This window comes from Novosphingobium chloroacetimidivorans, from assembly GCF_014204535.1.
In the GTDB taxonomy this organism is placed as follows: domain Bacteria; phylum Pseudomonadota; class Alphaproteobacteria; order Sphingomonadales; family Sphingomonadaceae; genus Novosphingobium; species Novosphingobium chloroacetimidivorans.
Window position 1 is genome coordinate 16038 of record NZ_JACHLR010000007.1, and the last position, 25399, is coordinate 41436.

At 63.2% G+C, this 25399-nt stretch carries 23 protein-coding genes; 13 read left to right on the forward strand and 10 right to left on the reverse strand.

The window, feature by feature from the left end; all coding sequences use genetic code 11:
• Window positions 1–31 precede the first annotated feature (31 nt).
• The 3 genes from HNO88_RS09470 (at window position 32) to HNO88_RS22990 (ending at window position 2880) form a co-directional block, all read left to right on the forward strand.
• Window positions 32–1411: an aminotransferase class III-fold pyridoxal phosphate-dependent enzyme gene (locus HNO88_RS09470; protein WP_184244448.1), complete on the forward strand. Its 1380-nt coding sequence runs from the start codon at window positions 32–34 to the stop codon at window positions 1409–1411.
• A 136-nt stretch (window positions 1412–1547) separates the two neighbouring features.
• Window positions 1548–2669, forward strand: a complete 1122-nt coding sequence (gene ald / locus HNO88_RS09475) for an alanine dehydrogenase (protein WP_184244450.1) — start codon at window positions 1548–1550, stop codon at window positions 2667–2669.
• A gap of 64 nt (window positions 2670–2733) precedes the next feature.
• On the forward strand, window positions 2734–2880 hold the full coding sequence (locus HNO88_RS22990) for a hypothetical protein (protein WP_376768768.1): 147 nt from the start codon (window positions 2734–2736) through the stop codon (window positions 2878–2880).
• Between the two features lie 196 nt (window positions 2881–3076).
• Here HNO88_RS22990 and arsH read toward each other — a convergent pair whose 3' ends face one another.
• From arsH to HNO88_RS09495, 4 genes are read right to left on the reverse strand one after another with little or no spacing between them, the layout of a single operon-like run.
• Entirely contained in the window at window positions 3077–3832 is a 756-nt protein-coding gene (gene arsH / locus HNO88_RS09480) for an arsenical resistance protein ArsH (protein WP_184244734.1), read from the reverse strand.
• A 26-nt stretch (window positions 3833–3858) separates the two neighbouring features.
• Window positions 3859–5142 (reverse strand): arsenic transporter, encoded by a 1284-nt coding sequence (locus HNO88_RS09485; RefSeq protein ID WP_184244452.1) that lies wholly within the window; start codon window positions 5140–5142, stop codon window positions 3859–3861.
• Window positions 5139–5570, reverse strand: coding sequence for an arsenate reductase (glutaredoxin) (gene arsC / locus HNO88_RS09490; protein ID WP_184244454.1), 432 nt, complete (start codon window positions 5568–5570; stop codon window positions 5139–5141). Before arsC ends, HNO88_RS09485 begins: the two co-directional genes overlap by 4 nt.
• Before the next feature lie 11 nt (window positions 5571–5581).
• Window positions 5582–5911 (reverse strand): ArsR/SmtB family transcription factor, encoded by a 330-nt coding sequence (locus HNO88_RS09495; protein ID WP_184244736.1) that lies wholly within the window; start codon window positions 5909–5911, stop codon window positions 5582–5584.
• A gap of 463 nt (window positions 5912–6374) precedes the next feature.
• On the opposite strand from HNO88_RS09495, the gene HNO88_RS09500 reads away from it, so the two are divergent.
• Complete coding sequence (locus HNO88_RS09500) at window positions 6375–6839, forward strand: nuclear transport factor 2 family protein (protein ID WP_184244738.1); 465 nt, start codon at window positions 6375–6377, stop codon at window positions 6837–6839.
• A 274-nt stretch (window positions 6840–7113) separates the two neighbouring features.
• Here HNO88_RS09500 and HNO88_RS09505 read toward each other — a convergent pair whose 3' ends face one another.
• Both HNO88_RS09505 and HNO88_RS09510 read right to left on the reverse strand, forming a co-directional pair.
• Window positions 7114–9606 carry a TonB-dependent receptor gene (locus tag HNO88_RS09505; RefSeq protein ID WP_312857038.1) on the reverse strand — a complete coding sequence of 831 codons (2493 nt, stop codon included), beginning with the start codon at window positions 9604–9606 and terminating at the stop codon, window positions 7114–7116.
• 180 nt (window positions 9607–9786) lie between these two features.
• The gene (locus HNO88_RS09510) at window positions 9787–10473 is read right to left on the reverse strand and encodes a GntR family transcriptional regulator (RefSeq protein WP_184244457.1); all 687 of its coding nucleotides are present in this window, start codon (window positions 10471–10473) and stop codon (window positions 9787–9789) included.
• A 150-nt stretch (window positions 10474–10623) separates the two neighbouring features.
• Here HNO88_RS09510 and HNO88_RS09515 point away from each other — a divergent pair, with 150 nt between their 5' ends.
• The 9 genes from HNO88_RS09515 to HNO88_RS09555 all read left to right on the forward strand — a co-directional run bounded on the left by HNO88_RS09515 (window position 10624) and on the right by HNO88_RS09555 (window position 21349).
• On the forward strand, window positions 10624–11463 hold the full coding sequence (locus tag HNO88_RS09515) for an NAD(P)-dependent oxidoreductase (RefSeq protein WP_376768766.1): 840 nt from the start codon (window positions 10624–10626) through the stop codon (window positions 11461–11463).
• Window positions 11464–11605: 142 nt separating this feature from the next.
• Window positions 11606–12904 carry an MFS transporter gene (locus HNO88_RS09520; protein ID WP_184244461.1) on the forward strand — a complete coding sequence of 433 codons (1299 nt, stop codon included), beginning with the start codon at window positions 11606–11608 and terminating at the stop codon, window positions 12902–12904.
• The gene (locus HNO88_RS09525) at window positions 12901–13752 is read left to right on the forward strand and encodes an SDR family NAD(P)-dependent oxidoreductase (protein ID WP_184244463.1); all 852 of its coding nucleotides are present in this window, start codon (window positions 12901–12903) and stop codon (window positions 13750–13752) included. The genes HNO88_RS09520 and HNO88_RS09525 overlap by 4 nt, the downstream gene beginning before the upstream one ends.
• 493 nt (window positions 13753–14245) lie before the next feature.
• Window positions 14246–15103 (forward strand): alpha/beta fold hydrolase, encoded by an 858-nt coding sequence (locus tag HNO88_RS09530; protein WP_184244464.1) that lies wholly within the window; start codon window positions 14246–14248, stop codon window positions 15101–15103.
• 55 nt (window positions 15104–15158) lie between these two features.
• Window positions 15159–16616, forward strand: coding sequence for an aldehyde dehydrogenase (locus HNO88_RS09535; RefSeq protein ID WP_312857039.1), 1458 nt, complete (start codon window positions 15159–15161; stop codon window positions 16614–16616).
• 67 nt (window positions 16617–16683) lie between these two features.
• Window positions 16684–16992 (forward strand): EthD family reductase, encoded by a 309-nt coding sequence (locus HNO88_RS09540; protein WP_184244466.1) that lies wholly within the window; start codon window positions 16684–16686, stop codon window positions 16990–16992.
• 202 nt (window positions 16993–17194) lie between these two features.
• A complete protein-coding gene (locus HNO88_RS09545) occupies window positions 17195–18487 on the forward strand; it encodes a malonyl-CoA decarboxylase (protein ID WP_184244468.1) in 1293 nt (430 codons plus the stop codon).
• Between the two features lie 9 nt (window positions 18488–18496).
• The gene (locus HNO88_RS09550) at window positions 18497–20008 is read left to right on the forward strand and encodes a malonate--CoA ligase (RefSeq protein WP_184244470.1); all 1512 of its coding nucleotides are present in this window, start codon (window positions 18497–18499) and stop codon (window positions 20006–20008) included.
• 288 nt (window positions 20009–20296) lie between these two features.
• The gene (locus HNO88_RS09555; protein ID WP_184244472.1) at window positions 20297–21349 is read left to right on the forward strand and encodes a Rieske 2Fe-2S domain-containing protein; all 1053 of its coding nucleotides are present in this window, start codon (window positions 20297–20299) and stop codon (window positions 21347–21349) included.
• A 57-nt stretch (window positions 21350–21406) separates the two neighbouring features.
• Here HNO88_RS09555 and HNO88_RS09560 read toward each other — a convergent pair whose 3' ends face one another.
• The 4 genes from HNO88_RS09560 to HNO88_RS09575 all read right to left on the reverse strand — a co-directional run bounded on the left by HNO88_RS09560 (window position 21407) and on the right by HNO88_RS09575 (window position 25301).
• On the reverse strand, window positions 21407–22225 hold the full coding sequence (locus tag HNO88_RS09560; RefSeq protein WP_184244474.1) for an alpha/beta fold hydrolase: 819 nt from the start codon (window positions 22223–22225) through the stop codon (window positions 21407–21409).
• Between the two features lie 36 nt (window positions 22226–22261).
• The gene (locus HNO88_RS09565) at window positions 22262–23083 is read right to left on the reverse strand and encodes an alpha/beta fold hydrolase (protein WP_184244476.1); all 822 of its coding nucleotides are present in this window, start codon (window positions 23081–23083) and stop codon (window positions 22262–22264) included.
• Window positions 23076–24134, reverse strand: a complete 1059-nt coding sequence (locus HNO88_RS09570; protein WP_184244478.1) for an aromatic ring-hydroxylating dioxygenase subunit alpha — start codon at window positions 24132–24134, stop codon at window positions 23076–23078. Before HNO88_RS09570 ends, HNO88_RS09565 begins: the two co-directional genes overlap by 8 nt.
• A 111-nt stretch (window positions 24135–24245) precedes the next feature.
• Complete coding sequence (locus tag HNO88_RS09575) at window positions 24246–25301, reverse strand: Rieske 2Fe-2S domain-containing protein (RefSeq protein WP_184244480.1); 1056 nt, start codon at window positions 25299–25301, stop codon at window positions 24246–24248.
• Window positions 25302–25399: the final 98 nt, after the last annotated feature.

Genomic DNA, 25399 nt, shown 5'->3' on the forward strand with positions numbered 1-25399 from the left:
CAAACACGGCGCACAGCACGGAACCGCCAGCATGTCCGACACCGGTCTGATCGACAAGGATCGCCGCCATTTCATTCACTCAGCCCTGTCCTGGGCAGAGCACGAGCGCCGCGGCGCGACGTTGCTTGAGTCCGGCGACGGCATATGGCTGAACGATCGCGAGGGACGTCGCTTGCTCGACGGCTTCTCGGGCTTGTGGTGCGTGAACATCGGCTATGGCCAGCAAAGCGTCGTCGACGTCGCGGCCGAGCAGATGGCGCGGCTGCCTTACGCGACAAGCTACTTCCACTTCGCCAGCGAGCCTGCGGTCGAACTGGCGGCGCGACTGGCGGAGCGCGCTCCGGGCGATCTCGACCACGTGTTCTTCACGCAAGGCGGCTCGGACGCGGTCGACACCGCAATCCGGTTGATCCGCTATTACTTCAACGTCACCGGACAACCCGAAAAGAAGCACATGATCGCCGTCGATCGCGGGTATCACGGGTGCAGTTCATCCGGTTCGGGGATGACCGGCCTGGGCGCGTTTCATAACCACTTCGACGTTCCGACACCCACGCAGCACCATATCGCGACCGCCTATCCCTATCGCTTCGAGGGGAGCAGCGCGGACCTGATCCAGGCGTCCGTCGCGCAGCTTCGGGCAAAAGTGTCAGAGATCGGGGCCGACAAGGTTGCCGCCTTCTTCGCGGAGCCGGTGGTCGGTTCGGGCGGCGTGATCGTGCCGCCGGACGGTTGGCTGAAGGCGATGTACGATACTTGCCAGGAACTCGGCATCCTGTTCGTCGCCGATGAAGTCATCACCGGCTTCGGGCGCACCGGCCCGCTGTTCGGTTCGTCTCACGACGGTGTCACGCCCGATATCATGACCCTCGCCAAGGGGCTGACCTCGGGTTACGTGCCGATGGGCGCGACCCTGCTTTCCGACCGGATATATCGCGCGATAACCGATGGCGCCGGCAAGGCGGTGATCGGGCATGGCCAGACGTATTCCGGTCATCCCGTCAGCGCTGCGGTGGGCCTGGAAGTGCTGCGACTTTACGAAGAGGGCGGGATCATCGCCAACGGACAAGCCAGCGGCGCCCATCTGGCCCGCGCGCTCGCGCGGCTGGAGGACCATCCGCTGGTCGGCAACGTCCGGTCTCGCGGCATGCTCGCGTGTCTCGAGCTTGTGACGAACAAGACGACCAAGACCCGTCCCGATCCCTCGCTTGGCCTGCCGGACATCCTTTCGCGCTGCGGTTATGAGCGAAGCGTGCTGTTCCGCGCGTTCGGCGATGCGATGATCGGACTGGCGCCGCCACTGATCAGCACGATCGCCGAAGTCGACGAACTTGTGGCCCGGCTCACGGCAACGCTGGACGATGCGCTGGAGGTTCCCGCCGTTCGCGATGCTCTTCGCGTGCAGTCTTAAGCAACTTACGTTCACGACCGACACGCGCGCCCGCCATCGGCACGGGCGACGCACGTCTTCCCCAGACAAACGGATCGCGCCGCTGCGCCGATCGCACAGGCCGATATGCGGCCGCTGAAATCCTCAGGAGCTTGAAATGATCGTTGGAACCGTCACCGAGATTAAGAACCACGAATATCGCGTCGGGCTGACACCGGAAAGCGTGGAAGAACTGAGCGGTCGCGGTCATCGCGTGCTGGTTCAGGCCGGCGCTGGCGGCGGCATCGGGGCCGACGACGACCTCTATGTTCGTGCCGGCGCTGAAATCGTCGCATCGGCAGAGGCTGTCTTCGCCCGGGCCGAGATGATCGTGAAGGTGAAGGAGCCGCAGGCCAATGAGCGCGCGATGCTGCGGCCCGGCCAGATCCTGTACACCTACCTACATCTCGCCCCCGATCCGGATCAGACCCGTGACCTTCTGGCGAGCGGCGCGACCTGCATCGCTTATGAGACGGTCACCGATGCCGCCGGCGGCCTGCCGCTGCTCAAGCCGATGAGCCAGGTTGCGGGCAGAATGGCCATCCAGGCCGGAGCGGGGGCACTGGAAAAGGCGAATGGCGGTCGCGGCGTCTTGCTTGGCGGCGTGCCGGGCGTGCTGCCCGCGAACGTGGTCGTGATCGGCGGCGGCGTGGTGGGCTTCAATGCCGCCCAGATGGCGGTTGGCCTTGGTGCCGACGTGATCATCCTGGATCGGGATGCGGCGGTCCTCGAACGGCTTGCCAATCATTTCGAAGGTCGCGCCAAGACGTGGTTCGCAAGCCGAGCCAACCTTGCCGCCGCGGTGGCGCAAGCGGACCTGGTCGTGGGAGCGGTGCTGGTTCCGGGCGCCGCAGCACCGAAGCTGGTGACCGCCGCGATGCTGGGCACGATGCGAAAAGGCGCGGTCCTTGTCGACGTGGCGATCGATCAGGGTGGCTGCTTCGAGACGAGCCACGCCACGACCCACGCCGACCCGACTTATCTGGTCGACGATATCGTCCATTACTGTGTCGCCAACATGCCCGGCGCCGTCGCCCGCACGAGCGCATACGCGCTTAACAATGTGACTTTGCCCTTCGCGATCGCGCTGGCGGACCTGGGCTGGCAGGAAGCCGTACGTCGCAATCGCCATCTCCTTGCCGGGCTGAATATCTGGAACGGCCATGTGACAAACGAGGCCGTGGCGCGCGACCTCGGTCTCGAGTTCATGCTGCCCGAAAGCGCACTGCAGCAAGGATAAGCAGGTCACGCCAGGTCATTCCGTCAGGTCGAAACGCACCTGATGGGAGCCTGGGTGGCCGACCATCAGCCTCGCAGATGCCCGCATCGGGCGCGATGAGGCCAAGAAGCTCGTGGCGAACGGTATCGATCCGGCGCTGGAGACGACGCTATCCCGCATGGTTGCCAAACCTGTCGCAGCCAAGACCTTTCAGGCGGCGACAAAGGCGTAACCCGCAATCGGCAGCATCCCGATCGCGCAGATTCCGGGGCCATGCCAGCGTGGCGATCAGGCCAAGGCGGCCAACGATGATCTTTCCGAGTAAAGCACAGTCCGGGGTCAGCGGAGCTTGGTCTGCTCACGAAAACCGGCGCGCGCCAGCAGGGGCATCATCCAGCCCGCAAGGCGCGCAGTTCTTCCGCCAAGCGTCAGTTCTTGGCGGAAGAACTGCGCAACGCGATGCTCGACAGGTCCTTGGTAGGATCAATCGGCCTTCCGGCCTCCTTCCGCTCCGAGTAGCGATCGACCAATTGCGCAGTATGCGGCCGCAGCAGGACCGTAAACCTGACCAGCTCCTCCATGACGTCGACTATGCGGTCATAGTAGCTGGACGGCTTCATGCGCCCGGCCTCGTCGAACTCCTCGAATGCCTTGGCAACGCTCGACTGGTTCGGGATCGTGACCATGCGCATCCAGCGACCGAGGACACGCAGTGTGTTGACGCTGTTGAAGGACTGCGAACCGGCAGAGACCTGCATGACGGCAAGCGTCCGGCCCTGCGTCGGTCGCATACCGCCCATTGAGAGCGGCAGATGATCGATCTGCGTTTTCATCACGCCGGTAATCTGGCCATGCCGCTCCGGGCTGCACCAGACCTGACCTTCCGACCAGAGCGAGGCTTCCCGCAGCTCGTGGACGGCCGGATGATCGTCACCCGTCACCTGATCGGGGAGCGGCAGAGCCGATGGATCGAAAATGCGCGTCTCGCAGCCGAAGAAGCGCAGCAGTCGTGCCGCTTCCTCGACACAGAGCCGGGAATAGGATCGCTCCCGCAGCGAACCGTAAAGCAGGAGAATGCGCGGCGGTGGGTCGAGCGGGCCAATACCAAGGGCGGGACGATCGAACGCATGGTCGCGGTTAAGCGCCGGCAGGTAATCGGGATCGGAAAGGTCGCGGTAGGGCATCAGGGCTTCGGGGGTTTGGGTGAACATCAAAGACTGAGCCGGATCGCGAGTGCGGCAAGCGTGACCAGCAGAACCGGCACGGTCAAAGTCAGGCCGACCCGGAAATAATACCCCCAGCCGATGCGAATGCCCTTTTCGCCAAGGACATGCAGCCAGAGCAGCGTCGCCAGAGAGCCGATCGGAGTGATCTTTGGGCCAAGGTCGCAGCCGATCACATTGGCGTAGATCATGGCGTCCTTCACCACGCCGCTGGCGTGGGTCGCGTCGATCGACAGTGCTCCGACCAGCACAGTCGGCATATTGTTCATGACGGACGAAAGCAGCGCGGAGAGGATGCCTGTCCCGAAAGCCGCGCCCCACACCCCGCCTTGCGCCGACCAGTCGAGCAGGCCGGCGACATAGCCGGTCAGGCCCGCGTTCCGCAGGCCATAGACGACCAGGTACATTCCGAGGGAAAAAATCACGATCTGCCAGGGCGCACCGCGCACGACCTCGCCTGCCGAGATGTCGCGCGATCTCGTGGCCACGCCAAGCAGCAGGATGGCACCGGCAGCCGCCACGGCACTGACCGGGACGCCCATCGGATCGAGAACGAGAAACCCGATCAGCAGCAGAGCCAGAACGACCCACCCCGCCCGGAACGTCGCCGGATCATGGATCGCCACAGCCGGATCGCGCAGTTTCGTAACGTCGTAATGCGCCGGAATATCGCGCCGAAAGAACAGCAGCAGGGCGACGAGTGTCGCACCGATCGCCGCAAGGTCGACCGGCACCATCACGGCCGCATAGTCGCCAAAGCCGATCCCGAAGAAATCGGCCGACACGATGTTTACGAGGTTTGATACGACGAGCGGTAGACTGGCGGTGTCTGCAATGAAGCCGGCGGCCATGACGAAGGCGAGGGTCGGTTTCGGCCCGTAACCAAGCGCCCGCAGCATGGCGATCACGATCGGCGTCAGGATCAGCGCCGCTCCATCATTGGCGAACAGGGACGAGACGGCCGCGCCCAGCAGCACGACGGCAAGGAACAGGCGATACCCCTGGCCCTTTGCCCACCGGGCGACATGCAGCGCCGCCCATTCGAAGAAGCCGGCGCGATCGAGCAGCAGACTGATGATGATGATCGCGACGAACGTGGCGGTCGCGTTCCAGACGACGCCCCAGACGACCGGGATATCCGAAGGCGAAACGACGCCGAGTACCAGGGCGAGAACGGCACCCCCGATCGCGCTCCAGCCTATGCCAAGACCCTTGGGCTGCCAGATGACGAGGGTGATCGTCGCAACGAATACCAGAAGAGCGAGGATCATCCGGCGACACGCTCTCCAGCGTCATCGACAACGCGCTCGCCGTCTTCCTTGGCAAAAGCTCCCAGCTGACCGGACGGCAGCAGATCGAGAACCGTCTCGGACGGGCGGCAGAGCGCCACCCCAAGCGGCGAGACGACCAGGGGGCGGTTGATAAGGATCGGATGCGCCATCATCGCGTCAATAAGGGCATCATCGGTAAGGTCCTGATCGCCCAAACCAAGCTCGGCATAGGGCGTTCCCTTCTCCCGCAGGAGAGCGCGGGGGGTGATATTGGCCCGTGCGATCAGCTGGACCAGCAGTGCGCGCGCAGGCGGCGTCTTCAGATACTCGATGACATGCGGCTCGATGCCGGCATTGCGGATCAGGCCCAGCACGTTGCGCGACGTGCCGCACTCGGGATTGTGATAGACGACGATATCGGCAGACATGGCAGGACCTTTCAGCAGCAGGTGAGTTCGGCGAGCAGCGGTTCGCACAGTTCGGCGCGGCCCTGGCAACAGTCCTTCGCCAGAAAGAGCATCAGTCCGCGCAGCGCGTCTATATTGGCGCGCTGAATTTGTTGCCGCCCCTGCTTTGCCGACATGACGAGCGCGGCTTTCACGAGAACGGCCAGATGGGTCGAGAAAGTGCTTTGCGACAAGCCGGACGCCTCAACCAGCTGGCCCGTCGATAGTCCTTCCGGCTCATGCTTCACGAGCAGGCGAAACGCATCGAGGCGTGTCGGATGGGCGAGCGCCGCCAGTGCGGTCAGTGCTTCGTCGGTCGTCATACATCGCAAATAACCGATGGGTTTTCGCGATGTCAATTCACATAAGAATGACCGATCGATCCCTTCGCTATCCGACCAGCCTTCCGAAGCGCCACTACCACCAGCTCCGACACGGCCGAGGAAGGACACGAAACCGGAATCGACGTCGCGCGTGGCAAGGGATTGCAGCTCCGCCATGTCGGAATTGCCGCGTGTTCGCCGTCCAAGAGCGCTTGCGCATAGGCGGGATCGCCGAGGGTCAGTACCTGGCGGACCTTCACCAAGACCGCGCAGCGCCGTCCTCGGTTACCGCCACATGCAGGAGGATTGCTCCGAACAGGCCGCGCGCGCTCTCGTTCCAGTGCATGTCCTTGCCATCTTTCGATCCCAGCATCAGCGCGTCAGCAATAGCAAAGGCATGGCAAGACGTGCCCGCTCGCTTTACGGCAAACCCGAACCACCAAATGCAGGGATCAAACACTTGATGTCCCGTCCTCCGCTTCCCCCCTTCACCCACGAAACCGCGGTCGAAAAGGTTCGCCTTGCCGAAGATGGCTGGAATAGTCGCGATGCCGCCAAGGTCGCGCTTGCCTACACGCCCGACACGCGCTGGCGTAATCGCGTCGAGTTCGCGACCAACCGGGAGCAGGCGCAAGCCTTCCTGGAGCGCAAGTGGAACAAGGAGCACGAGTATCGGCTCATCAAGGAATTATGGGCCTTTACCGGCAACCGCATCGCCGTGCGCTATGCCTATGAATATCGCGACGACGCCGGGCAGTGGTATCGCGCGTATGGCAACGAGAACTGGCTCTTCGCCGAAGACGGCCTGATGTCGAACCGCCACGCTAGCATCAACGAGATGCCGATCGAGGAATCGCAGCGGTTGTTCCACTGGCCGCTCGGCCGCCGTCCTGATGACCATGCGTCGCTGAGCGACCTCGGCCTGTGAGTTCCGCGCGCGCGCGCTTGGCGCGCCGGACGGACACAATAAGGAAGGACAAACCCATGGCCGTTGTCGGAAACGTGCCCGCGATGCGGACCGGTAGAGCCGCATGGCGGAGCCGATCGAGCCCGTCCTCGTCGCATCGGACTTCGGCGGTTTCATCTTTCCGCTGCGCCGAGAGGCGTTCTCATGTTTGTGTATGCCCGCGCGCTGGGCGCGCGACGGGCCAGGTCAGGCAGGGCGAGATCGGAGCCGACAGCCTTGCCGAAAGTCGTGCGAGTTATGTTCCAAAGCTGTAGCGCACCCGCACGCCATACATGCGCGGCGGATTGAGGATCTCGCTCTCGAACCCGAACGAGTTCGCTCCTCCGACCGTGTTGAGGCGGAACTTCTCCTTGGTGACGTTGGTCGCGAACAGCTGCACATCGATCGGGGAGCCAGCGATCTCATTCCAATTCAGATTGAGGTTGAGGTTGTTCTGGCTCGGCAGACGCTGGAACCGCACCAGTGACGAGGTGTTGCCGATCTGGCTGCTCTGGTACGAGTAAGTCGCCCCCAGCGTAATCACACCCAAGCTGTCATCAATCGGTATCGTATAGTTGCCTGAGAGAGTCAGCTTGTGCTTCGGAGTAAGCGGCAGGGGCCCGCCCACGGTCGGTCCGACCAGTGCGGTGAAGCCCGGAGGCGGCGTGGGTATCGTCGCTGATTTTAGCTTGGTCTTCAGATAGGCGTAGCCGACCGCCAGTCGCAAGCCGGTGAGCGGGCTGACGGCGGCGTCGATTTCGATACCCTTAATCGTCGACTTGCCGGCATTGGCAATGCCCGAGGCGGGGGTGGCGGCAAAGGGGCACTGCACAGGTCTGCTGATCAGGTCCGCAGGCTGACACGCGACGGTCCCCAGCTGAAGCTGCTGATCGGACAGCTGGTTATAAAATGCCGCGAAATTGAACGTACCGCGTAGTGACCGACTGAACGCGGCCTTGGTGCCGACTTCGTAAGCATCGACTTTCTCGGGGCCCCAAGTCTCGAGACCATAGCTTGACACGTTGATGCTGCCTTGCCGATACCCGCGCGAGTACTTCGCGTAGATCAGCACGTCCTCGGTAGGCTTGTAGTCGACGTCGATCAGCCACGTCGGCTTTTTCGATGTCGCTCTCCGATTATAGGCGCAACGCATAGGATCCGCCAGCACTTGGGCAGACGTGCCGCCTTGGACCAGCGGCACGGGCAATGCGCAGGAAAAGACCGGGGTATTGGGAGCCGGGAACAGCACGCGCTGCGCGGCACCGGTTCCGAACGTCTTATCGGCTGTATAGCGGATACCGCCAGTGAGGCTCAATTTCTCCGTGAACTTGTAGGTGGCTTGAGCATAGGCGCCGAAATTGCGGAAATGATAGCGGCTGCGCGGGATCGAGACGTTGCCGATTCTTCCCTGCAGATTGCCTCCGGCGCCGTTTGGCGTCAGTTGTCCACGCACATTGGTGCACTGCAGGGCGGTGATATCGACACACCTCAAGAACAGAGCGGAATAGCTGCTCTGGAACCGGTCGAGCGGCTCGCTTCTCTCGTAATAGATTCCACCTTGGTAGTTGAGCCGATCATCACCCAAACGACCCTGGATCTGAAATTCCTCGGTGAAAGTCGACTGCGAGGCGTTGTGGGAGCCTGGCGCAGGCTCGGTCGATATCGCGTAGTTGGACGACGGCGGGGTCGTCGTGGGATCATAACCGTTGTCGCCGTTAATGCTGACAGCCTGCTTCTGCTCGAACTCGGCGTAGCTCACGATGTTCTTCAACGTGACCGTGTCCGACGCCAGGAACGTCGTGGTATTGATGACGCCCCATTGCCGTATTTTCTGGAATCCGTAAGGGCGGGCATTCTCTACATCGTAGTATCCGCCGCTCGTCCGCGCGATCTGCGCTGCGATGTTTGCCGAGCGATAGAAGCCGGGGACAGCGTAGAACACCTTCGGATAATACCCGTTCGTGTCGGAATTGCTGAAAGTTGCAATCGTATAGTTCTCGATATCGGGTGTGACATCGATCACCAGACTTGCACGCAAGGCAATGTAGTTGGTGTCGTTGAAATCGTCCGGCCCCACGCCTGAGATGTTGCGGATGTAACCATCTCGCTTCTGGCGGTCGACGCCGAGCCGAAGCCGTACATTATCCCCGAGCGGCGCGTTAAGCACGGCCTGGACGCGGCGAAGATCGTAATTGCCCAGCGAGCCTTCGACATAGCCTTCCAACTTGCTCGTCGGCTTTTGCGGCACCAGCAGGATAGCGCCGCCGGTGGTATTGCGCCCGAACAAAGTCCCTTGCGGGCCCTTCAAGACCTGGATGTTCTGAAGATCGAACAGAGAGCCGACACCCGCGCCGTTGCCTGCCGCAGTGCTGCCGTTTGCGCGCGGAGCGACGACATCAGCGAAGTAGACTGCCACGGAAGGCGAAGTTGGACCTTCCTGCACGAAGCCGCGGATCGCGAAGGACGTGCTTTCTGGACCATAGCGGCTGTTGGCCGTCAAGGATGGCGTGTAGGTCGCCAGATCTCCAGCCGACACGATATTGTTGTTCTGGACCTGAGCCTGCGTGAAGACCGTGATCGAGATCGGCACGTCCTGAAGCCGCTCTTCGGAGCGGCGGGCGGTCACGACGATATCGTCGCCGCTACCGAGTTCCGATCCGCCATCGGCTTGCGCGCAAGCTGGAACGGCCGAGAAGGCCATTGCCGATGCAGATACAGTGCTTAGCAGAATACGCTGGATCGAAGTCACTAACCATCACTCCCCCGGAACACCGCCCTCTATTGAGGATGCGGAAATGGCAGGATGTCTGCGGCGTACACCATCCAAACCGAAGAAGAGGGTATTCTTTTACAGCAGGATGTCAACGTATGTCGGATCGGGCATATTGCCCTGGTACGAGCGACCACCCGCGAACCACGCGGTTGAAGCTCAAGCGTCCTCTGTTCCCGAGCGGGCTGGTGTGCCTCCGGATCTCTCCCAAACGCCCTCTTGCCAGATGCGACGCGTGTGCCGTCCGGCCAGTGCACCCAGCTCGCTGTCGCCTTCCGCGATCGCGGTCGCTTCCATCAGCTTGGCGTCCCGCCAAGCTCGGCCGAACCTAGGGAGCGCGTCCTTCAATGCGCCGTCAGCGTTGATGCTGACGGCGCGATGGGCAAAGGCCATATTGATGTCGAAGATAAGCTCGATGTAAGTGCATCCAGTCAAGGCGAACACGAGAACCCGGCTTTCCTTCTCGACATCGCGAATGGACTGGAACGACGCTCCCGGCTTCAGGGCGAGCACGCTGCTTCGGATCTTGTCGGCGACTTCGCGCGCTTCTTTGGTCCCAAGTCCGGCAGCCTTGCGCATCGCCTCGATCCACAGCACCGACGCCACCACCATCAGGTCTGCGACATTGACGTCGATCGATCGTAGATAAGCACTGACGGTGTTCTCGATCGTCTGCGCGGTCGGGCGCGCGCCGAAGTAGCCACCCTTCAGCCCGCGTTTGACCAGCAGCAATCCCTCGCGTTCCAGGATGCGCGCAACCTGACGCGCAGTGCTGCGTGACACGTTCAGCAACTTGAGGATCGTGTCCTCGCTGCCGATCAGAGCGCCGTCTGCTTGATTCAGCACGATCTCGCGCAGCCTTTCGGCGGCGGAGTCGACGGGCCGATTTGAAATTCTGCTGGTCATCGCCGCTGTAGATGCACACGGGCACCAAGCTCGTCCAGTTGTTGCAGGCGTGCCTGAGCAGAAGGACCGCTTTGCAATTCAGGTCGCTCAATGCATGCTGGAACGAGAAACGCCTTGAGGAGCAAGAGCATGAGGGTGGGCTGGATCGGACTGGGCGCCATCGGCACGCCCATGGCGCAGCGCGTGCTGGGCGCCGGGCATCGGCTCGTCGCTTACGCGCGCGGCGCCGGACAAGAGGCCATCGCCCGTCAGGGCGGTGAGCTGTCAGCGGACTACCGGGCGATCGCGGCGGGTTGCGAAGTCCTCGGCGTGTGTCTGTTCAACGATGCGCAAGTCCGCGCGACGCTGCTCGACGGCGGGGCGCTGGCCGCAATGCCACGCGGCGCCGTGTTGGCTCTCCACACCACCGGCTCACCGGCGTTGGCACGAAAGCTTGGCGACCTGGCACCGCTCGGTGTGCAAGTCATCGACGCGTGTTTCAGCGGTGGCCCGCAAGAAGTGCGGGAAGGGCGGTTGACGATCATGGTTGGAGGGGACGCCGCCGCGGTTGCAAGAGCGCAGCCGGTCCTCTCGTCCTTCGGCAGCCCCATATCCCATGTGGGTCCTCTGGGCGCCGGCCAGACTCTGAAGCTGCTCAACAATCTGCTGTTCGCGGCCAACCTCAAGCATGCGGCCGAGGTGATCGGGCTCGCGAAGGAGCAGGGGCTCGATCCCTTGCTCGCCGCGAAGATTATCCAATCAGCCAGCGGCGCGAGCATGGCAATGAGCCGGTTCGTACACGCCCAGCCAGAGCAGATGATGCCGGCGGTATGGCCGTATCTGGCCAAGGATGTTTCGACGGTTGCCGCGTCCGCGCATGACGCTGGCTTGAACCTGGCGAGCTTCGATGCGGTGATTGCGCACTTCACCCAGGCAACCGGATCAGAGTGACCCGTTCTCGCCCCTGAACTTCAAGCTCTCGCGCTAAGTGCAATATTGTGGGACCTTAATTGATTAGACGTGACGCCGAAATTCAAGGTAAGCTGCCTTGGCTCAGGCTGGCGAGCCGGTCTGAGGCGATGGGAGAGCGGACATGGATGCATTAGCGCTGCCGAGTGCGCGCACCGAATGGCGCCGATCCTGGAAGCTCGTACTCGCAGCTGCCGTCGGCTTCTCGTTCATGTCGATGATGACCTCCGCCCAAGGCTTGTTCATGGGGCCGCTGCAAGACGCGTTCGGGTGGAGCCGCACGCTGCTGTCGATGGGTTCGGCGATCGGTGCGACGTGCTCGCTGTTGCTTTCGCCGGTATTCGGCGTGCTGATCGATCGCTACGGCTCTCGGCGGCTCGCGTTGCCTGGCCTGATCCTGACGGCGCTGCTCATTGCAGCCTTCAGCCTTCTCGACGGCTCGACCACGCAGTGGATTGCATTGTGGGTGTGTTTCGCGCTGGTGTCCAACGCGATCCATGCGACCACCTGGACGACGGCGGTTTCGGGCATGTTCGATCGCAGCCGCGGTCTTGCGCTGGGTCTGACACTCTCGGGCTCTGCGCTCGCGCTGGCAGTGGTGCCGCCGTTGACGAACTGGCTGATCACCAACTTCGGCTGGCGCGCCGCGTTCGTGTGGCTGGGCCTTGGATGGGGCGGGCTGGCCTTCGTACTCTCGATGCTGTTCCTGTTCGATGCGCGGGATCTCCGCCGGACCGTCGGCAGGACGGCGAACCGGCCACTCGAGGCGACACTGCCCCTGCCGGGCTTGACCGTTCGCGACGCGCTGAAGGACTGGGCTCTATGGCGGATCGCGATCGCCACGTTCCTGACGCTGACGATCACCGTCGGCATCACCGTCCACCAATTTCCCATTCTGGTAGACGTCGGGGTGAGCCGTGCCAACGCTGCCCTGCTCGCAAGCATGGCGGGAGTGGCAGGCATCGTCGGCAAGTTGACGACCGGCGCGTTGCTCGATCGATATCACGTGCGCTGGGTTGGCGGCGTCACTCTGGCGTCGACCGCGGTCGCTTACCCCTTGCTCCTCGACGCCGTGCGCACGCCGCTGCTGATCGTCGTGGCCATGATGATCAATGGCTATGCCGCAGGGACCAAGATGCAACTCTGCGGCTATCTGACGACGCGCTATGCGGGCATGCGCAACTACGGAACGATCTATGGCTTCATGTCGAGCCTCATCGCCCTGTCGGGCGGCCTTGGCCCCTTACTCGCCGGGCTGACGTTTGACACTTTCGGCGGTTACGGGCCCTTCCTGGTCGCGGGCGCGGCGATCTCGCTCGTCAGCGGGCTGCTGGTGTTCAGCCTGAAAGCTTACCCGCGCTGGGATCCGCTCGAAAGCACCGCTTCGGCAACGCCAACGACGACAGGCGGACGGGCTCAATGACCAATACGGCACACCCTGTGTTCGCCAGCAAGGCCGCGCTCATCTTTGGGGGGGCAAAGGGGATCGGCAAGGCAGTGGCGCTTGAGTGGGCGGCCCGAGGCGCACGTGTTGCCATAGCTGACATTGATGCGCAGGCCGCCGAATCCGCCGCCGTCACGATCAAGGCATCCGGACACGAGGCGATCTCCCTCGTGGCGGACGTGACATGCGAAGCGTCGATTGCAGCGGCCGGGGCGAAAGCGGAGGCGGCTTTCGGGCCCATCGACATCCTGATGAACAACGTCGGCGCGGCGCTCAACGGCCACCCGGAAGATATCCCTTTCAGTGAATGGCAGCGGATCACCGACCTCAACTATTATGGCACGGTCCGTGCGGTCGGCCACTTCCTGCCAAAGATGATTGCTCGCAAGAGCGGCCATATCGTCAACACAGCGTCCTTTGCCGGTCTCTATCCTTATGCGGCAAGCCGAATTCCCTATGCCGCTTCCAAGGCGGCCGTCATCGCCCTGAGCCAGTCGCTTGCGATCTACCTGGAGCCGCAAGGGATTGCGGTAAGCTGCTTCATCCCTGGCCCTGTGATGACGGAAATCGCCAATTCCATGACAGTGTGGACCCACGATTGTCCCGTCCGCGGGCCGGGAGCAGAGCTCGATCTGCTTTGGCCCGATGCCGCCGCGCGAGTGCTCGCCGATGGCATGGAGGCGCATCGAATACTGATCCCGTCTGACGAGAAGGTCTGGAACACGCTTGAACGCTGGGCTCGATCGCCCGACGATTTCATCCGCAGCAAAATAGACGAGTTTGCAAGAGGCGACCCAGGCATTCCGTCGTTCACCCCGCGAAGCTGACACATGCCCTTTCGGCAGATTGCGGTAGCCCTATGCCAATCGCGAGGAGAGCGGGAAGCCGGATGATTGCGGTGATCGACGAAAGCTTCGATTTTAGACTTGAGGTTGCCGAGCAGGGTTAGTCCCTTCGCCATGATGAGACTTCGGATTCCGCTTCCTACGTGTGATCTTGTCTTGATCTTCGAGGGCTATCTCGCAGCTACATGCCACCCTGGCACGAGATCTGCCGATGCAAACTCCCCGCGCACGATGAGGCTCGCACGGCATACATGAGAGGTGTCGCTGCGAGGTGCTCGGCACCCCCCAAGGTTCTCTCGCAGAGAGGGCCTGGAATTGTCTCCGGGCCACCGTGTGTCTGCGCGCGAGCTGGTTGACAACCATCCCCTTTGAATTTAGGCAGACTAAACGATACGATCAGTATCGATATAGAGTTATGAGATCTGGCTGGTAGGGTCGGTGGGTTAACACCGGCGACGGCGTCAGAGGGGATGGAATGTCAGTGTTAGCGCAAGTCGACGCCGTGGTGCTCCCTAATGGCGTGGAGATGAAGTATCACGAATGGGCCGGCGAAGGGCCCACGATCCTCTTTCTCCATCCCTCGACGGGCTATGGCCGCATGTGGGAATGGACAGTGGACGCGCTGGACGGCCGCTTTCACGCCTACGCGCCGGATCAGCGCGGTCATGGCGGCACGAGCCGACCTGACGGGTCCTACTCGGCGGAAGCCTATGCCGACGATCTCGTCTCCTTCATGGATGCGGTCGGGATCAGCCGCGCGATCATCGTCGGCCATTCTCTCGGTGGCCGGGTCGCGCAGGTCTTCGCTGCGCGCTACGCAGATCGTGTCTCTGCGTTGGTGCTCGTTGCGAGCCCGCACCTCAGCAACTTCTACGGCACGCGGGACTCCGCACAGGTCGTCCTGCGCAACGCCGCCGCAACCCTCGATCATCCCGAAACCTTCGCAAGCAAGGACGAGGCGCTCGCCTTCATGCGGGCGAACTGGCCGTGGAGCCCGGAAGGCGAACACGCGCTGGAACACCGCATCGCGCACAATTTCGAGCACCACGACGATGGTTCGATCTCGCCCCGCTATGACAACGTACGCGTCGCGCAAGGTTTGGCACATCTCTCCGACGATCTGCGCCCCTATGCGGCGCAAGTGTCGTGCCCGGTGATGATCGTGCGCGCGACGTCCGGCAACTTGCCCGCCGACAAGGCGGAGGCGATCGCAAAGTTCTGGCGCGACGCCCGTGTGGTCGACGTGGAGGGCCGTTACGCGCTTCAGATGGAAAGCCCGGTGGCGCTTGCCAACGCCATCGCTGCGTTTGCCTCGCAAGCCGGGCTGCAATGATCTTCGGCGCTGCAACCCTTCCCGGACAACTCCCGCCAGCATCAGGAACGCCTCAATGATGACAGTGAAACTGCAACATCCCGACCGGCTGCTGATCGGCGGCGAGTGGGTCGCACCTGTGGATGGAGCGCCGATCGCGGTAGTGTCGCCGGACAGCGAGGAAGTCGTCATGGAAGTGGCCGGAGCCGGCCCGGGCGACATGGATCGTGCAGTCGCCGCCGCCAGGCGAGCATTCGACGATGGTGGCTGGGCCGATCTGCCGCCCGAGCAGCGGATCGATGCGGTGGAGCGTCTGGCCGCGGCACTGGACCGGCGCGCGGACGAGTTGGGGGCGGCGTGGTCGCTGCAGATGGGCGCACTGGCAGTGCTGGCACCCATCTTCGCCGGGATCGGCACACAGAACTTGCGCGATGCGGTCAAGGCCGGGCGCGGCTTCGCCTTCGAGGCTCGTGTTGAAAGCCCCGTCGCCAGCGATGCGCGCATCGTTCACGAGCCTGTCGGCGTGGTGGCGGCGATCACGCCGTGGAACGTGCCCTACATGCTGATGACGGCCAAGGTCGGGCCTGCGCTCGTCGCAGGATGCACGATCGTGATGAAGCCATCGCCCGAAACGCCGCTGGAAGCATACATCATCGCCGAATGCGCCGAGGAAGCGGGCCTGCCGCCGGGCGTCATCAACCTTGTCCCCTCGCAGCGAGAGGCGGCTGACCACCTGATGCGCAATCCCGGCATCGACAAGGTGGCGTTCACCGGGTCGACGGCGGTTGGTCGGCAGATCGCACAAGTGTGCGCGGAGCAGGTTCGCCGCTGCACGCTGGAACTAGGCGGGAAGTCTGCCGCGATCGTGCTCGACGACATGTCCGACGAGGAGGTGGCAGCCATCCTCACGGGTGCGATCACGACCTTGAGCGGCCAGGTTTGCGCCATGCTCAGCCGTGCGCTGGTTCCCAGTCATCGTCACGACGGCATCGCTCGCGCCATTGCCGCGGCCATGGAAGCGATCCGCATCGGCCACTCCGACGATCCAGAGACGCAGATGGGCCCGCTTGCGACCCGCCGGCAGCTCGAACGCGTGGAGCACTACGTCGAGATCGGTGTGAAGGAAGGCGCGACGATCGTGACCGGCGGGAAAAAGCCGCCACAGCTGAACCGCGGCGTCTTCTTCGAGCCGACCTTGTTTACCGGCGTTACCAACGACATGACGATCGCGCGCGAGGAGATCTTCGGACCCGTGCTGTGCCTGATCCCCTACGACACCGTCGAGGACGCGATCCGCATCGCCAACGATTCGATCTATGGCCTGAACGCCTCGGTGCTGACTCACGACGCGGCGGCGGCTCTCGCGATCGGGCGCAGGATCCGCTCGGGTACGTTCGCGCAGAACGGCCTGCGATCGGACTTCTCGCTTCCGATGGGCGGGTTCAAGCAGTCCGGTATTGGCCGTGAAGGTGGCGAGCAGGGCCTGCGAGGCTACCTTGAGACCAAGACCATGCTCTTGGATACCGTTACGTGATGTGCCGGTGACCGGCTCGCTCAACTAAGCGCTCTATCGCTTTTTCCTGACACAGGAGCGGATTCCCATGCACAAGTTCGTCGTCCTCTATCCGCCGCAGCCTGATCATGAAGCTTTCAAGAGCTACTATGTCGAGACGCATGTTCCGCTCGCCTCCCGTATCCCCGGCGTGAAAGCGATGCGCTATAGCTTCGATGTTGCGACCGTCGCGGGTGACGCTCCGTTCGCATGCGTTTTCGAAGCCGAGTTCGAGGATGGCGCTGCCTTCGGGGCGGCGATGGGCTCTCCCGAGGGGCAGGCGACGGCTGCGGACGTAGCGAATTTCGCCAAAGTTGCGCCGACCATTCTGCACTACCCTGTGACAGAGGCCACCTGATCCCAGCGGATCGGGTCCGCCGATCGTTCTTGCGCGCGCCGAACGTGGCAGTCCTCATGGCCGCGCAACCGGAAACTGGAGCATGATGGTGCCCTCAAGATCCGAGCTGACGAAAGCTGGCGCTGCGCGATCCGGCACCATCTGGCAAAGCAGTGCGCTAGCCACGTTGCGCGATGGTTTCTCCACGACCGGACGCCGGTTCATGCGGCGGCTGCGCCCGCTCATGGTGATCACTCCGGCAACGGATGTGAACGCGCTGGCCTTGCTCAAGGACCTGGCGCATGCGCTTTTATCCGTGCGTGGCGAAGCCTCGGGCGTAGCCATCGCGACCGATCTGCTAAGGCTTTACGAGCAGTCGGACGAGGATCAACGGCGCGGGTTCTTCGCCATGCTGGCAACGGACTTCGGACCGGACGAGACGATCTTGGCCGCGGCCTGGAAGCGCTATTGCGATGATGGTCCAGCGGCGCTTCCAGCGTTGGCGCGATCGGTGGAAGCACCTCGCCAGGAACTGTTTCGAAGGCTGAACCTTGCTCCGGGCGGCACCTCGGCGCTGGTGCGGATGCGTGCCGATCTGTTGGTTGCGCTCGACGCTGACGCATCGCTGGCAATGGTCGATGCCGACCTGAGCCATCTGCTGCAGTCCTGGTTCAATCGTGGGTTCCTCTTCTTGCGGTCGATCGACTGGTCCTCTCCCGCCAGCCTGCTGGAGCGTATCATCCGCTACGAGGCGGTGCACGACATCGCCAGCTGGGCCGACTTGCGCAACCGCCTGGATCCCGACGACCGCCGCTGCTACGCCTTTTTCCATCCGGCGATGCCGGACGAACCGCTCATCTTCGTCGAAGTCGGCCTTACCCGTGACATACCGGACGACGTGCGGGCCATGCTCGATCCCGAGCGCACGCCGATCGCGAGGTCCGAGGCGACCACTGCCACTTTCTATTCGATCAGCAACTGCCAGCCAGGATTGCGCGGCATCTCCTTCGGGCACTTCCTGATCAAACAAGTCGCTGCGGATCTGAAGCGCGAACTGCCCGCGCTGTCCTGCTTCGTGACCTTGTCGCCCTTGCCCGGCCTGATCCGGTGGTTGCGCTCTACGCTGGAGGATCAGGCCGACGTGGATCTCCTGGCGCGGATCGTATCGGGAACCGCGCTGGAGGGGGAGGAAGAGCCTGCCGCCCGCGCCTTTCTTTTGCAGCACGCAGTGACCTACCTGACCCAGGCAAAGAATGCGGCGGGCAAACCGCGAGATCCGGTTGCGCGTTTCCACCTGGGCAATGGGGCAAGGCTGGAGCGGTTGAACTGGAACGCGGACAGATCCGCGAACGGCTTGCGGCAAAGCGGTGGGCTGATGGTGAACTACCTTTACGACCTTGCGCGGATCGAGGAAAATCACGAGGCCTTCGCCGAGCGTAGCGAAATCGTGACAGGCGCTCCGTTCGATCGAGTGGCGCAGAGCACGATGGGCTCGGTCGACCGGGCGCGAACATAGGAAAAATCGATGGCCAACCTCTACGCCCTGCTCGCAGGCCAATTTCCTGCCGACCGCCAGCGCCCGTTCGCGACCACGGACGATGGATCGGTGTTGCGCTATGCGGACGTGGAAGCCCAGTCGGCGCGCTACGCCAACCTGCTGGGGCGATTGGGCGTGTCGCCTGGCGACAGGGTCGCAGTGCAGGCGCACAAGAGCCTGGACATGCTCATGCTGTACTTGGGCTGCCTGCGTGCCGGAGCGATCTTCCTCCCGCTCAACACCGCCTATCCCACGGCCGAGCTTGCCTATTTCCTCTCTGACGCCGGGCCGGCGCTGCTTGTCTGCGATCCAGCGCAAGCCGAAGCGCTGCAGCCCGTAGCCCGCGAGGCGGGGGTCGCGCGTGTCGAGACCATGGGTGTCGGGGGCGCGGGCTCCTTGCCGGCCGCCGCAGCGGACGCGCACGACGTATTCGCTACCCGCGATGCAGCGGATGACGACATCGCGGCGATCCTCTACACGTCCGGAACCACGGGACGATCCAAGGGCGCCATGTTGAGCCATGGCAACCTTGCCAGCAACTGCATGACGCTGAAGGACGTGTGGCGGTTCACGGCCGACGACGTATTGCTTCACGCCTTGCCGATCTTCCACACGCACGGCCTGTTCGTCGCTACCAACGTGACCCTTGCGGCGGGCGCTCAGATGATCTTCCAGGAGAGCTTCGACGTCGAGCGGGTCATCGCGGCACTGCCTCGTGCCACGGTGATGATGGGCGTGCCGACCTTCTACATCCGGCTGTTGAAGGAACCGCGGTTCACCCGCGAGCTGGTCGCGCACATGCGCCTGTTCGTGTCGGGATCGGCGCCGCTCTCAGCCGATATCCACCGTGCTTTCCGCGAACACTGCGGTCACGTCATCCTCGAACGCTACGGCATGACCGAGACGAACATGAATACGTCCAACCCGTACGAGGGCGTCCGCCGTCCCGGCACGGTAGGGCTGCCGCTGCCCGGCATCGACATCCGCATCGCCGATCGCGAGAGCGGGCGTGAACTGCCCCAGGGCGACGTCGGCGTGATCGAGATCCGCGGCCCCAATGTGTTCAAGGGTTACTGGAAGATGCCCGAGAAGACCGCAGCGGAGTTTCGCGACGGCTACTTCATCTCGGGCGACCTGGGCTTCATCAGCGAGGACGGTTATGTCTCCATCGTGGGGCGCGACAAGGACCTGATCATCTCGGGCGGGTACAACATCTACCCGGCCGAAGTGGAGGCGGCGCTGGACGAGCTGGCGATGGTGCGCGAATCCGCCGTCATCGGCGTCCCTCATCCCGACATGGGCGAGGCGGTCGTCGGTGTTGTCGTGCCGCTCGAAAGCGGGTTTGCTGATGACCGTGCATTGACGGCGAAACTCGTGGACCGGCTCGCCCGGTTCAAGCAACCGCGCCGGATCATCTTCGTGGACGAGCTGCCGAAAAACACGATGGGCAAGGTGGAGAAGCGGCTCCTGCGCGAACGCTACGCGCATGAGTTCGGCTGACAGGACCGTCGGGCCCAAGCTGGTTTGTTCGCTGATTATCCGCCGTTCGGCTCTGCGCTAAAGCGTCTTCACCATCGGCGAAGACGCTCCAGGTTTGTGATGCCGCATAGCGCAACCGTCCGAGGCGATGCGATTGTTTGCGGATACCTCGGGATCGCGTTTGGAGATGATGGACGCTGCCTCTCGATCCCTTCGCAGCCGGACGTTCCGAGCGAATGATGGATGCCGAGGCGGCAGCGCAGATCTCGAACGATCACGTCGATTGATACGCAAACAGAGGTACTTGCCATGGCAACGCTTGCAAATTCCGGGCCGGCGGCTCGCAACTATCCGCTAAACTGCTGGTGGGTGGCAGCCTTCGCGGACGAGGTGACCCGCACCCCGCTCGCCCGCTGGCTGCTCGACACGCCGGTCGTGCTCTTTCGTACCGAGGCGGGCGAAGCAGTGGCCCTGGAGGATCGCTGTCCCCATCGCCAAGCGCCGCTCTCGATCGGCAAACTGCACGGCGATGCGATCGAGTGCGGGTATCATGGGTTTCAGTTCAATCGCGAAGGGCGTTGCACGTTCGTACCCACGATGAGCAGCCCGCCTCCGATCCGCGTCGCGACCTATCCGGTGCGCGAAATCGGTCCCTTGATCTGGATCTACCTCGGCGACAAGGATCGGCTCGACGCAGTACCGCCGCCGCCGGTGCTCGGCTGGATCGAAGATCCCGCGTTCTCGTTCCGCAAGGGTCTGATGCCGGTCGCGGCCAACTACCTGCTGCTCAAGGAAAACGTCCTCGACCTGTCGCATTTTGGATTTGTACACGCCAGTAGCTTCCAGATCACCGACTGGGTCGTTGCGCCGGTCGTGACGCGTGGGGAAGGCACCGTGCGCTATCGTCAGGAGTTCGTGCGTGCGCCGCTCCCAGGTCCGATGGCAGCGGGCATCGGCGTCGCCCCCCATACACCGTGGAACCGGGTATACGAAGGAGGATTCCTTTCGCCGGCGGCCCAGGAGGGTGGGGTCGATCTGGCAGATCCGGATGGCAAGGATCCCAGGGTCGCAAGCACTCGCTTCGCGCACTTCACGACCCCGATCGACCAGGGCAACATGTATTATTTCTATGTGGTGGCTCGCAACTTCGCGCGCGAGGATGCAGCGCTCGATTTCTTCGCGGAGTTGGTGAAGAAGGGATTTGAGGAGGACGAGTTCGTCCTGGAGCAAGTGCAGAAGCTTGCCAGCCGGACGCCGCGGCGTGGCTCCCAAGGAGAGCGCAGTGTCAAGGCCGACGCTGCGGGCGTGGAAGCCCGGCGGATCGTAGACGAGTGGATGGCGCGCGAGACCATCCACGATTGAATTGGGCGCCATACGTCAGCAGGGCGGCCACGAAACCCTGCGGCTATCGTCTGACCATTATGGCTGGGCTGCCGAAGGGAACAGAAAAGCGTCGATCGTCTCGTTCCACCTGGCCGGATCCTCCAGGTGAGGGAAGTGGCCGGCGCCTGCAAATTCGGCCTTGCGTGAACCGGGGATCGTGGATGCGATCAGCGCAGCGGCGGCAGCGCCGGTGTTATGGTCTTCGCTGCCGAAGGTGATCAGCGTAGGAGCGGCGATCGCTCGGTTCGTGTCGCGCAGGTCCATGCGAGCGATGACCCGGGCCAGAGCCATATAGGCTGAAAGGTCGGTGGCCGCGATCGCATCGGCGCAGGCGCCCAGTATCGCGCCGTTCTCGGCTGCGAAGTGAGGGCTGAACCAGCGCTGCGCGGTGGCGCTCGCGATCGCGGCCATGCCCCTGGCTTCTACTTCGGCGATGCGCTGCTGCCATAGCGCGGCTCGCGCCTCGGCGGTGTGGCAGGCCGTGCTGGACAGCACCATGCGATCGATCCGCTCCGGGTACTGCGCGGCGAAGGCTTGTGCCACCTCTCCGCCTACCGAGACGCCGATCATATGAACCCGATCGATCCCGAGACGGTCGAGCAAGTCATGCGCCAAAGTCGCCAAGTCACCGAACGCGAACGACTGTTCGGGCGCGCAGCCGGATTGTCCATGGCCGGGAAGGTCGAACACAAGCGTATTCGCCTTGCCAGCAAAGGCGCCGACCGTCGCGTTCCAGATCGAAGCGTTGCTGGCGAGCGCGTGGCAGAAAAGCAGTGTCGGTGCCGACCTGGCTCCATTGGTGCAGGTGGTGAGCCGGTACGCTAAAGGCGTTCCGCATATATCGAGTGTCTGCATCGGCCAGCCCTCCTGAGCGGCTGCTATCGCGCCGCTTCAGGCCCGTGCGTGTCCATCGGCGAACTCGATCAGCACCTGGGCGAAAGCGGCGGGTTGTTCGATCGGGGCAAGATGCCCGGCGCCCTTGATCACGGCAAGCTGGGCGTCGGCCAGACTCTCCGCCATTGCCGTGGCAGCCTGAGGCGCAAAGGCCTCGTCATGCTCTCCGGTGATGACCAGTGCGGGGGCCGTCAGGCAGGTGAGATCGAGCGTCCGATCCGAATCTCGCAGGGCCGCGAACGCATCGGCAAAGCCGTTGCCATCGGTCGAGGCCATCGCTGCCCAGGTGTGCTCCATCCACTCGGGTCGGCTTTCCTGTATGTCTGCCGCGATCCAGCGCGACAGCATGCCGCGGGCAAGTTCGGGGTAGCCGCCGCTCCGACTGGCGGCGATGCCGGCGTCGAAGCGCTCACGGGGGAGAGGGATCTTGGCAGGCGCGTTCGCGAGGCCAAGCCACGTCACGCGCTCGGGCGCGGCAGCGCCAAGCCGCATCGCGGTTGCACTGCCCATCGAGCATCCGGCGAAAGCGGCTTGAGGCAGGTCCAATCCGTCCAGGATGGAGAGGAGGTCGGCGGCGAGCTGCTCGACGCTGGTCTCGCCCGCTCCACGCGACGAAGTGCCATGGCCGCGCGCATCGGGCAGGATCAATCGGAAGCGTTTCTGCAAGTGCGCTGCGGCATCTTCCCAGAAGCGATGGTCGAAACCGATCGGGTGTGCCAGCACCAGAGGTTCCGCATCGTCCTCACCACATACACGGCCGGAAAGCTGGCAATCATCGTCGGCAGTTACAGTGAACACCCGACCTTGCTGGTCAGGCAAGCGCGGCCTCCTTCGACGCTGCCGTCTCCTCTGCGCGCTCTTCACGCAGGCGCTGCTCCACGAGATTGCGGAAGCGGGTGAGACCCTCATCGGCCTTGATCGGGATCATGCGGAAGTCCGGATCGCGCTCCAGCACTTTTGCCTGGGCCGAGATCATGAACTTGTCTTCCATGAACGCCTCCTCGACCGCGGTCATCACCTTACGCGTCACTTCCGGGTCGTCGATGGCGAAGTTGTGCGGCTGGCAATACCAATAGTGAGCGCTGTTTTCCGTCTCGGGCGTGATCGCCTGGCTGGAATAGAATCCGGCCGCATCCACCCGGCCGCCCTCGCGGCCACCCTGGCCGGTTGGTACCGTTCCCGAGTCCATCATGAACAGGCCCGGGAGCAGGAAGTCGTAGTCGTTCCAGCGATCGACCTTTGTGGTATAGTTCTTCACCTGCTGCACGAACGGCGGCGGGTTCTGGTTCTCGGTCCAGCGCGTCACGCGAAGTCCGTTCGGCAGGCGTTCGATCTTGGCGGGCGTGCGTGCGTAATCCTCGTCCCCGCCCAAGGTCGTCGCATGGACATAGGCGATATGCGCCAGATCGAGGAGATTGTCGCACAACAGCAGGTAGTTCGTGTCGTAGTGCGTGTAGCCCTCGATATGGGCCCAATCCGGGCTCTCCATCCAGGGCATGTCGGGGATCAGCGAAGGATCGGCCTTGTCCGGGTCGCCCATCCAGATCCACAAGAAGGTCGCCTTCTCGGTGATCGGGAAGGTCTTCACCTTGGCATAGAGGGGTATCTTGTCCTGGCTCGGCACCTCGACGCACTTGCCGGAGGCGTCGAACAGCAGTCCGTGGTACATGCAACGAAGGCAGTTACCCTCGAGCCTTCCGAGCGAGAGCGGTGCGCCGCGGTGGCAGCAGCGATCCTCGAACGCGTGCGCCACGCCCTCGGAGTCGCGCCAGAGTACGACGGGCGTATCGAGCAGCGTGCGTGCGAGAAGTTGTCCTTGCGTCACTTCGCTAGCCCAGCCGGCTACGTACCAGATGTTGCGGATGAACATGCATCTCTCCTGCCAGTTGGCTTAGCATCGTCGAGTCAATCGATACGATTGGTATCGTAATTATAAGCAAGATCGATCTCGCGCAAGCGCGCAGCTTCACGCATCCGCTGATCAGGCCAGCGCGCTCTCCCTCGCTTGCGCATCCCCGCGGGCGAGCCGCGCCACCTTGGCATTGAACATCGTCACCGTTCGGTCGTGGGCTGTGGGCATGATCCGCATGTCCGGCGTCTCGTCGATGACCTTCTGCTGCGCTTCGATCATGCGCTTGTCCTCGTCGAAAGCCGTCTCGACCATCTTGAACATGAGATCGGCGATTGTTTCGTCGCCCTGATTACGGTGCGGTCCGATCGAGAAGAAGTAGCGGGCCTTGCGATCAGCCATCGGGGTCACCGCCTGTCCCGAGAACGTGCAGTCGCGAAAGGCTCGGCTATGGTCGGCAGGTTCCGCGTAGTCCAGCTTGGCGGCGGTTCCCAGCGGCCAGGAACTGATGTTCATCACCAGAACGCCAGGGATCAGGAAGTCGTACCCCATGAAGCTGTCGGCCGGCGTATCGGGAAGCCCGGCGCCATTTGTCGGCAAGCCCTCCATCCAGCGCGCATAGCGGATGCCGTTTTCCAGCTGCGTGACTTTCGCCTGCGTGGCCGCCGGATCGGCGCCCAGATTGAAGCTGTTGGCGTGGACGAAGGAGAGGTGGCTGAAATCGAGCAGGTTGTCGTTGATGAGCTGAGCCTCGGCATCATAGTCCAGCCATCCGTGACGCAGGATGTAGTCGGGATCATCAAGCGAACGAGAGCGCGGGATCGCCGCTTCATCGGCTGCGGCCGCGTCGCCCATCCACACCCAGATCCAGCTGTCGCGCTCCACGACCGGGTAGGAGCGGACCTTGGCGTTGGGCGGGATCAGGCTTTGGCCCGGGATCTCGATCACCGTGCCCGCTGCATCGAACAGCATGCCGTGATACATGCAGCGCAGTCCCTCGCCTTCGCAGCGCCCGAGCGAAAGCGGCGCGAGGCGGTGTACGCACCGATCCTCCAGCGCGACCATCTGTCCGCTGGAGGTCCGAAACAGGACGAGGCGGTCGCCCAGGATCTGCATCGGGAAAGGCTGGCCGGTCTCGACCTGATACGACCAGCCGGCGACGTACCAGCAATTGCGGGCGTAAAGCATGATTCCCTCCTGATCGGCATCTGCTTGCATGCCGCAACGGTCTTCAATCGGACCATATAGCGAGTCTATACTGAGACGTAGCGTACCGCAACAACTTC